Raw genomic sequence first — 9,557 nt, 5'->3', positions numbered from 1 at the left:
GAGCGGGCTCCGGTGCGGGTGCGGGTGCCGGTGCGGGCTCCGGCGAGGGGGCGGCGGGCGGAGAGGATTCCGCGGGAGCCGCGTCGGTGGAGGCGGGTGCCGTGGCGGCCACTGCCATGCCCGGGATCGTGCACGGCAGAAGGATGCCGTCCTGCAAGCCGTCGAGGGCTGCGGGGTCCGGAAGGATCACACACATGTCGTCGGGCCAGCGCCATCCCTCGGCCGTCAGAATCGGCCACACGAGACCCCGTGAGGTGAGGACGGGGAGCGGGATGATCGGACCGGGAGCTGCGTTCCGGGCGGCGTTGGGTCCCGGAGCGGGGCTGGTCGGCATGACGCCCGGCGGGATCAGTGCCTGGATCTCGGGTGAGAGTGCAGGCATGTCCGGCAGACCCGGGAAGAGGGGAGTGGTGGTCGGGGTCGGCGTCGTCGACGCTGATTCCTTGTCACCGGCCGCCGGATCGGTAGCCGCAGCCGCGGCGAGTACGGCCGAAGCGGCGGAGTCTGCCGAGGCGGCGGCGTTGATCGCCGAGCTGCCGGTGTTGATGCCCGAGGTGTACGGCAGCTGACCGGAAGGAATGACACCGTTCTTGTATGCCGTCGACCACATGATCACGTTTGCTGCGTAAGCGGCCGAGTTGTTGTATCGCAGAACAGCTTTGGTCTCCTGGGCGACATCGCGCAGGTTGAGTCCGCCGCTGCAGAGGTACTTCGCTGCCGAGAGCGCCGCATCGAAGACGTTGTTGGGGTCCTTGATTCCGTCCCCGTTGCCGTCGCTGGCATATCCGGCCCAGGTGGCCGGAATGAACTGCATCGGCCCGACGGCACGGTCGTGAGTGGGGTCGCCGTCGATCGCGCCCTTGTCGGTGTCCCGAATGACTTCGTTGCCTGCCAGCCGTCCGTCGAGGACGGGGCCGAGGATCGGGGTGACCGTCGTACCCACCGAGGTCGTCTTGCCGCCGTTGGCGTGACCGGATTCGATGCGTCCGATGCCGGCCAGAAGATGCCAGGGGATTCCGCATCCCGGTGCCTCGGTCATCATCACCAGCTCCGCGGAGCGGTACGCGTTCAGGACGATCTCGGGGATGCCCAGAGAGGTGAGGACGACGGCCGCAGCGTTAGGCGCTGCCGGGGCGCCGGCGACAGTATCGCTGGGCGGGGCCGATCTTTGCGTTCGGACCGTGCGGGGCGTTGGGAGGAAGTCGACAGAGTCCGGCTGCGCAATCGAGGCGGAGCCCGCCAGTGCGATCGGAACCTGTGACCCTCCGGTCGGTGCGCTTCCGGCAGTGAGGGCCGCTGGACCTGTTACGACGAGCAGTCCCCCCACCAGTGTGGATGCTGCAATCATTCCGCGTACTCGCACGATTCCCCTTTGCTGGCGCTCCCGCTCCGGAGTACCCACCGTGATATCCATATTGCTGTGACTTACGTTACATATCGGTCACGGTGCGTGCAGCAAAACTCAGCGAACGCTCAGCTAGTTGTGACTTTGTTTCGCAGTATTCGAGTCACGGTGCTTCTTCTTCGGGGTCGGTTCGCCGTCGGCAGCAAGGATCGACTTGATCTCCTCGAGCTCCCGTCGCAGGTAGTCGCGGGTGGCAACCTCGCCGACGGCGATACGCAGAGCTGCGAGTTCTCGGGCAAGGAATTCGGTATCCGCCTTGGTTTGCTCGGCGCGTGAGCGGTCCTCCTCGAGCGAGACCCGGTCGCGGTTCTCCTGACGGTTCTGGGCCAGCAGGATCAGCGGTGCCGCGTAGGCGGCCTGGGTGGAGAAGGCCAGGTTGAGCAGGATGAACGGGTACGGGTCCCACTGCAGGGCCACCGCGAACACGTTGATCAGGATCCAGACGATCACGATGATCGTCTGGATTGCGAGATAACGCCCGGTGCCGAGGAAGCGGGCGATGCGTTCACTGACGCGCCCGACAGCTTCGACGTCGAAATCGAGATTGAACCGGCGGCTTCCGCGAGGCGTTTCCAGTCGTTGCCGTGCGGTCGTGCTCGACGCCCGTTCGCTCATCGGAGTAGTTCCTCGTCGTCGGAGTAATCCTCACGCCAGTCTTCCGGCAGGAGGTGATCGAGCACGTCGTCGACCGTCACGGCCCCGATCAGGTGGTTCTCGTCGTCCACGACCGGCCCGCATACCAAGTTGTACGTCGCGAAATATCGGGTGACCGACGCCAACGAGTCGTCCGGGGCCAACCGGGGCATGTCGGTGTCGAGTAGTCCGCCTACCAGGCTGGCGGGAGGCTCACGGAGAAGCTTCTGCAAGTGGACGCAGCCGAGATACCGCCCGGTCGGAGTCGCCGTCGGTGGACGTACGACGAAGACCATGCTCGACAGCGCCGGGGTCACGTCGTAGTTGCGGGCGCGGGCAAGGGCCTCCGCGACCGTCGTCGAGGCCGTCAGTACCACCGGTTCGGGCGTCATCAGACCACCGGCAGTGTCCGGGGAATGCTCGAGCAGGCGTCGAACAGGTTCGGAATCCTGCGGGTCCATCAACTGAAGCAGTGACTCGGCCTCGGTTTCGGGCAGCTCGCCCAACAGGTCGGCGGCGTCGTCGGGATCCATCGCTTCGAGTAGATCGGCGGCGCGTTCGACTTCCAGGTGCATCAGCAGATCGGTCTGGTCGTCCGCCGGCAGTTCCTGCACGACGTCGGCGAGGCGTTCGTCGTCGAGCGCCACGGCCAGTTCGTGGCGGCGCTTCTCCGGCAGTTCGCGCATGGCGTTGGCCACATCGGCGGGTCGCATGCCTTCGTACTGGAGAAGCAGGTGAGCTACGCCCTGGCCGGGGAGTGAGAGGTCGCTCTGGGTGAGGCCGGCGACGTGCTGCCAGTCGACGATGTGAATCGCCGCGCGTCGACCGAGGCGTCCGCGATGGCCGCGAACCGCGACCTTGGAGACCACCCAGTCTCGCGTCCGCGTCGATTCGATTCCGAGATCGACGACTATCGTGTCGACGCCGTGAAGCTCCTCGAGTTCCGGGTCGTCCACGCGCACATGCGAATCGAGTACCTGCGCCAGAGCGAGCACTTCGCCCGGGCGCTGGTTGAAGCGCCGCAGACTGACGTTGCCGGTGGTGAGGGTGACTGCACTCGGTTCGATTGCTGTCACACGCAACATCGGAACGAAAATGCGTTTGCGCGTGAACATTTCGATCACCAGACCGAGAACGCGGGGTTGCTGGCGTCCGATGCGGACCGTGATGACGACGTCGCGCACACGACCGATCGATTCGCCGTCCGGGCCGAGTACAACCAGGCCGGCAAGCCTGGCTGCAAATACCTTGCCTGCTGCTGCCATGATTGCAAGGCTAATTCGTCCAGCGTCAAAATCTGCAACGGCGCCACCGAAAATCGAGAAGGGTAGTCCGCAATGACTTCACGCAACCGTTCCCGTCGATCGGTATTGGCAGTTCCCGGCAGCAGTCGGAAGATGATCGACAAGGCGAAGGGATTGCCCGCCGACGAGATCTTTCTCGACCTCGAAGATGCGGTGGCGCCGCTGGCGAAGCAGGCGGCCAGGGAGTCGATCGGCGACGCGTTGGCCGAGGACGGGTGGGGCAAACAGGTCAAGGTCGTCCGGGTCAACGACTGGACCACCGAATGGACGTATGCCGACGTCGTGGAGGTGGTGGGCCGCGCCGGAGCGCATCTGGACGCCATTCTGCTGCCCAAGGTTCCCGATGCGAGCCACGTCCAGGCGCTCGATTTGTTGTTGACGCAGGTCGAGAAGGCCAACGGTCTCGAGGTCGGCAAGATCGGGATCGAACCGCAGATCGAGAACGCGATCGGCTTGACCAACATCGACGCGATCGCCACCGCGAGTCCCCGCGTCGAGGCGCTCGTGTTCGGCCCGGCCGACTTCATGGCGAGCTTGAACATGCGAACTCTGGTCGTCGGTGAGCAACCGGACGGCTACGACCGCGGTGACGCGTATCACCACATCCTGATGACCATCTTGATGGCCGCGCGGGCGCACGGCGTCCAGGCCATCGACGGGCCGTACCTGCAGATCCGCGACGTCGAGGCTTTCACTCGGTCGGCTGCGCGAACGGCAGCGCTCGGTTTCGACGGCAAGTGGGTTCTGCACCCCACGCAGATCGAGGCGGCCAACGAGGTGTTCAGTCCGCGCCAATCCGATTACGACCGTGCGGAACTCATCTTGGACGCGTACGCGTTCCACACCTCGGCTGCCGGGGGAGGGCGGGGCGCCGTCATGCTCGGCGACGAGATGATCGACGAGGCGAGTCGCAAGATGGCACTGGTGATTTCGGCCAAGGGCCGCGCCGCGGGGATGACGCGCACCTCGGAATTCACGCCGCCCGAACACGCCTGACGCTCGCATAGCCGAACGAATCAGGTCTGTAAAGGGCACAATAGGGGGTAGATGTACTTGCGTCATCCGCGTGGATGACGTGCCCGAAAAGAGGAGCGCAGCCAGCCATGTCCAATCCGCTCGGTCAATCGTCGAATGGGTCGCGCCGTGGAGCGTTGCCGACACCGCCTTCGGGATGGCCCATCGGGTCGTACCCCACCTACGCCGAGGCGCAGCGCGCAGTCGATTACCTCTCCGATCAGGAATTCCCGGTTCAGGACGTCACGATCGTCGGCGTTAACCTGATGCAGGTCGAGCGAGTTCTCGGTCGGTTGACGTGGGCCAAGGTGATCGGTGGCGGCATCGTCTCCGGCGCGTGGCTCGGTGTCTTCTTCGGCCTGGTGCTCGGAATCGTCACCGGCGGTTTCCTCGCTCCGCTGATCGCGGGCATCGTGGGCGGCATCATCTTCGGTGTCATCTCCACGACGATTCCCTACGCCGCGACGCGTGGGCAGCGGGACTTCGCCTCGACGATGCAGTTGGTCGCCGGACGTTACGACGTACTGTGTGAGCCCAAGACGGCGGAGTCGGCCCGCGACCTTCTGGCCAAGCTCGCTATCTGACATTCTCACTCGGGCTGCCAATTGATGTGATCTCGGTTACGTTGTGTACACGCGGGCGAGGTAATGCTCACTTCCCCGTGACCGTTTGCCGGACAAGGAAATAGGTCCCTTCTCCGGCAAAAGTGCCGATGTGTGGTGCGTCGGCCAGCCGTAGCGACTGCGCCGTCTCGCCGCCCGAGGAGGACGGCTGTGCAGAACAAGAGATCGCGGGCGGGGCAGAACGAGAGATCGCGGGCGGGGCAGAAGAAGAAATTGCGGGCGGGGCTGCTCGGCGCGGCAACATTGTTGTTGGCGCCCTTGCTCAGTGCGTGCGGATCGGACAATGACGACGGCGTGGTGCTGTCCTTCTACACCGCCGCCGACGGCGCCGAGCAGTATGCGGAGGCCGCCGCCAATTGCTCGGCGGCGTCGAACGGCGCGTACCGGGTCGAGCAGAAAACTCTGCCCAAGGGTGCCGACGACCAGCGACTTCAGTTGGCCCGGCGTCTGACCGGCAATGACAAGTCACTCGATCTGATGACGCTCGACGTGGTGTGGACTGCCGAATTCGCCGAAGCGGGATGGGCATTGCCGCTTCCTGACGACGTGGCGGCCGAGGTCAGCAACGGGACGCTCGAGGGTCCGCTGGAGTCGGCGAAGTGGCAGGACCAGCTCTATGCGGCGCCATTGAACACCAACACCCAATTGCTCTGGTATCGAAAGGATTTGATGCCGGACGGGCAACCACCCCAAACCTGGGATCAGATGATCGACATCTCCGAAGGCCTGGCCGCGGAGGGGCGCCCCAGCTGGATCGGTGTGCAGGGCAAGCAGTACGAAGGATTGATGGTCTGGTTCAACACCCTTCTCGCCAGTGCCGGCGGATCGGTGGTGGGGCCGGACGGAACAACCGTGACGGTGGCCGACGGTGATGCTGCCCAGCAGGCGCTGACCGTCATGAAGCGCGTCGCTACCGCGAAGGGTGCGGATCCCTCGATCTCGCAGGGGGATGAAGCGTCGTCGCGACTGGGTATGGAGAGCGGCAAATCTGCCTTCCAGGTCAACTGGCCGTTCGTGCTGCCCGGCATCATGGAGAACGCCGAGAAGGGCGATCTGCCGTACATCGACGACAAGGGCAACGTCACCAGTGAGAACACCGGAAACACGGTGCTCACGGTGAACGGAGAACGGAATTTCCTTGCCGCTCCGTATCCCTCGGTGATCGAGGGTAAGCCGGCCGAGGTCACGATCGGCGGCTTCAACGTGGCGGTGGCCAAGACCAGTCAGCATCCGGACCTCGCTTTCGAGGCGCTGACCTGTCTGCGTAACGAGGAGAATCAGCGCAACAACGCGGTAGCCGGTGGCGTTCCGCCGACTCTCGAGAGCCTGTACGACGACCCGGCGTTCCAGGAGGCGTACCCGGCGTGGCGTGAGGTTCGCGACAGCCTGGACACCGCTTCGGTTCGGCCGGTTTCTCCTGCCTATCAGAGTATTTCGACGCTCATCACTGCCACGCTGAACCCTGTGGGAAACATCGATCCGGAATCGACCGTGAACGATCTTGCCGAGCAGGTACGCAAGGCAGTCAATTCCGAGGGGCTGATTCCGTGACGATCGACAGCGAGAATTCGGGATCTGCACCAACAGTCGCGACGGCATCGCCGGAGCCGAAGCACTCCGCGAAGTCGAAGATGTCCGACGGTAAGGCGGCTGAGCGTCGACTCGGTCTCTGGCTGGTGGCCCCGGCCGCGATTCTCATGATCGCGGTGACCGCGTATCCGGTGGTCTACGCCGTTTGGCTGAGTTTGCAGCGCTACGACCTGCGCTTCCCGGATCAACGAAAGTTCGTGTGGTTCGACAACTACGTGTCGGTGCTGACCGACGGTTACTGGTGGCAAGCGTTCGCGGTGACGACGTCGATCACGGTTGTCTCGGTCGTCATCGAGTTCGTTCTCGGACTGACCATCGCACTGGTGATGCACCGAACGATCGTGGGCAAGGGGCTCGTCCGCACCGTTGTGCTCATCCCGTACGGCATCGTCACCGTCGCGGCGGCGTACAGCTGGTACTACGCGTGGACGCCGGGGACCGGCTACCTCGCCAATCTCCTGCCCGACGGCAGTGCGCCGCTCACCGACCAGATCCCGTCGCTCGCGATCATCGTCCTTGCCGAGGTGTGGAAGACGACGCCGTTCATGGCGCTGCTCCTGCTCGCCGGCCTGGCGCTCGTGCCCGACGACCTCCTCAAGGCGGCTCAGGTGGACGGCGCCGGTGCGTGGACCCGGTTGGTACGCATCATCCTTCCGCTGATGAAGCCCGCCATCCTCGTCGCTCTGCTGTTCCGCACACTCGACGCGTTCCGCATCTTCGACAACATCTACGTGCTGACGAAGGGAGCGAACGACACCGGGTCGGTGTCGATTCTGGGTTACGACAATCTGTTCAAGGCATTCAACTTGGGTATCGGATCCGCGATCAGCGTGCTGATCTTCGTGTGTGTGGCAGTGATCGCGTTCATCTTCATCAAACTTTTCGGTGCTTCGGCTCCCGGATCCGATACGGAAGGACGCTGACATGACCGTGACTCCCAGACTCAAGATCAGCTGGTCCGTCGTCAACCTTCTGGTCTTGCTGTACGCGTTGGTTCCAGTCCTGTGGATTGCGAGCCTGTCCTTCAAGCCCGCCGGAACCATCAAGGACGGCAAGTTCATTCCGGAGAAGTGGACCCTGGACAACTACCGAGGAATCTTCGACACCAGCGCCTTCACCAGTGCTCTGATCAACTCCATCGGCATCGGACTCATCTCGACGGTCATCGCCGTGGTGATCGGAACCATGGCTGCTTACGCGATTGCGCGCCTGGATTTTCCGGGCAAGAAGCTGCTGGTGGCTGTTGCCCTGCTGATCGCGATGTTCCCGCAGATTTCATTGGTGAGCCCGCTGTTCGACATCGAACGACGGCTCGGACTCTTCGACACCTGGGCCGGACTCATCCTGCCGTACATCACCTTTGCGTTGCCGTTGGCGATCTACACGCTCTCCGCGTTCTTCAAAGAGATTCCTTGGGAACTCGAAAAGGCGGCTCAGATGGACGGCGCGACGCCGGGGCAGGCGTTCCGGAAGGTGGTGGCTCCACTGGCCGCGCCCGGCATCGTCACTGCGGGCATCTTGGTTTTCATCTTCTGCTGGAACGATCTGTTGTTCGCGATCTCGTTGACGTCGACCGAACGCTCCATCACCGCCCCTGCGGCCATCGCGAACTTCACCGGCGCTTCACAATTCGAGGAGCCCACCGGGTCCATCGCCGCGGCCGCAATGGTCATCACCATTCCGATCATCATCTTTGTTCTGTTCTTCCAACGTCGTATCGTGGCCGGGCTTACTTCCGGCGCAGTGAAGGGATAAGCCTGTGGCCGAGATCGTGCTGGACAAGGTGACCAAGCTGTACCCGGACGGAGCCAAGGCGGTCAGTGATGTCGACATCACCATCGCCGACGGAGAATTCATCATTCTCGTGGGCCCGTCCGGTTGTGGAAAATCCACGACTCTCAACATGATTGCCGGGCTGGAAGACATTTCGACCGGTGAGTTGCGGATCGCGGGTGAACGCGTCAACGAACGCGCCCCCAAGGACCGCGACATCGCGATGGTGTTCCAGTCGTATGCGCTGTATCCGCACATGACGGTGCGTCAGAACATCGCTTTCCCACTGACATTGGCGAAGATGTCCAAGGACGAGATCAACGCCAAGGTCGACGACGCAGCGCGGGTGCTCGACCTCACCCAGCATCTCGATCGCAAACCGGCGAACCTGTCGGGCGGTCAGCGTCAGCGTGTCGCGATGGGACGCGCAATCGTGCGCAGCCCGAAGGCGTTTCTCATGGACGAGCCGCTATCGAACCTGGACGCCAAACTGCGCGTGCAGATGAGGACGGAGATCGCCCGTCTGCAGCAGCGACTCGGTACGACAACGATTTACGTGACCCACGACCAGACCGAGGCGATGACGCTCGGCGATCGGGTAGTCGTGCTGCGCGGCGGAATCGTGCAACAGATCGGTGCGCCGCAGGAACTCTACGATCGTCCGAACAATCTGTTCGTGGCGGGATTCATCGGGTCCCCGTCCATGAACTTCTTCCCCGGACAGTTGACGGCCGACGGTGTGAGCACGCCGATCGGCGATGTTCGCCTGCCAGCGGCGGCGCAGTCGAAGATCTCGGGCAGCGGTTCGGGCAAGGACGTGGTGGTCGGTATCAGACCGGAGCATTTCGAGGACGTGGCGCTGGTCGATGCAGCGCAGAAGCCGCACGGCGGGACGTTCACCGTCGACGTCGACGTGCTGGAATCGATGGGTTCGGACAAGTACGCGTATTTCCTCGCTGGTGGCCCCGCCGTCAACTCTCGTGAACTCGAGGAACTCGCTGCCGATTCGGGAACGGCCGTCGCTGGTGGCGGTCAACTGGTTGCCAGGCTCTCGTCCGAGTCCACGGTGGCCCAGGGCAGGTCTGTCGATCTCTGGTTCGATCCCGCCAAGATCGCAGTGTTCGACGGCGGTACGGGAGCCCATCTGCTGCTGTGACCTTTACCCGGGCACGGTGACCGAATACGTCGCGCCCCAGGGGAGCGGTACCTGTTCGG

9 protein-coding genes are annotated in these 9,557 nt (G+C 63.6%); 6 read left to right on the top strand and 3 right to left on the bottom strand.

Going from position 1 to position 9,557, the window contains the following annotated elements:
* The 3 genes from RWT78_RS24800 to RWT78_RS24790 all read right to left on the bottom strand — a co-directional run.
* Nucleotides 1-1,363 (bottom strand): lytic murein transglycosylase (locus RWT78_RS24800; protein ID WP_314681621.1); only part of this gene is annotated, 1,363 nt, incomplete at its 3' end.
* Nucleotides 1,364-1,477: 114 nt separating this feature from the next.
* Nucleotides 1,478-2,020, bottom strand: coding sequence for a DUF1003 domain-containing protein (locus tag RWT78_RS24795; protein ID WP_003945067.1), 543 nt, complete (start codon nt 2,018-2,020; stop codon nt 1,478-1,480).
* Nucleotides 2,017-3,303 carry a magnesium transporter MgtE N-terminal domain-containing protein gene (locus RWT78_RS24790; RefSeq protein ID WP_003945077.1) on the bottom strand — a complete coding sequence of 429 codons (1,287 nt, stop codon included), beginning with the start codon at nt 3,301-3,303 and terminating at the stop codon, nt 2,017-2,019. The genes RWT78_RS24795 and RWT78_RS24790 overlap by 4 nt, the downstream gene beginning before the upstream one ends.
* A 72-nt stretch (nt 3,304-3,375) precedes the next feature.
* On the opposite strand from RWT78_RS24790, the gene RWT78_RS24785 reads away from it, so the two are divergent.
* From RWT78_RS24785 to RWT78_RS24760, 6 genes are all read left to right on the top strand, one after another.
* Nucleotides 3,376-4,338, top strand: coding sequence for a CoA ester lyase (locus tag RWT78_RS24785; RefSeq protein WP_020908461.1), 963 nt, complete (start codon nt 3,376-3,378; stop codon nt 4,336-4,338).
* A 107-nt stretch (nt 4,339-4,445) separates the two neighbouring features.
* Nucleotides 4,446-4,940, top strand: coding sequence for a general stress protein (locus RWT78_RS24780; RefSeq protein WP_003945065.1), 495 nt, complete (start codon nt 4,446-4,448; stop codon nt 4,938-4,940).
* 252 nt (nt 4,941-5,192) lie between these two features.
* Nucleotides 5,193-6,530, top strand: coding sequence for an ABC transporter substrate-binding protein (locus RWT78_RS24775; RefSeq protein WP_037131899.1), 1,338 nt, complete (start codon nt 5,193-5,195; stop codon nt 6,528-6,530).
* An 80-nt stretch (nt 6,531-6,610) separates the two neighbouring features.
* Nucleotides 6,611-7,492 (top strand): carbohydrate ABC transporter permease, encoded by an 882-nt coding sequence (locus RWT78_RS24770; RefSeq protein WP_044480569.1) that lies wholly within the window; start codon nt 6,611-6,613, stop codon nt 7,490-7,492.
* 1 nt (nt 7,493) lies between these two features.
* On the top strand, nt 7,494-8,324 hold the full coding sequence (locus RWT78_RS24765) for a carbohydrate ABC transporter permease (protein ID WP_003945075.1): 831 nt from the start codon (nt 7,494-7,496) through the stop codon (nt 8,322-8,324).
* A gap of 4 nt (nt 8,325-8,328) precedes the next feature.
* On the top strand, nt 8,329-9,498 hold the full coding sequence (locus tag RWT78_RS24760) for a sn-glycerol-3-phosphate ABC transporter ATP-binding protein UgpC (protein WP_314681613.1): 1,170 nt from the start codon (nt 8,329-8,331) through the stop codon (nt 9,496-9,498).
* Nucleotides 9,499-9,557: the final 59 nt, after the last annotated feature.

Origin of the sequence: uncultured Rhodococcus sp., from assembly GCF_963525155.1 — a bacterium.
GTDB classification, from domain to species: domain Bacteria; phylum Actinomycetota; class Actinomycetes; order Mycobacteriales; family Mycobacteriaceae; genus Rhodococcus_F; species Rhodococcus_F qingshengii.
This window is presented reverse-complemented; position numbering and strand designations above follow the sequence as displayed.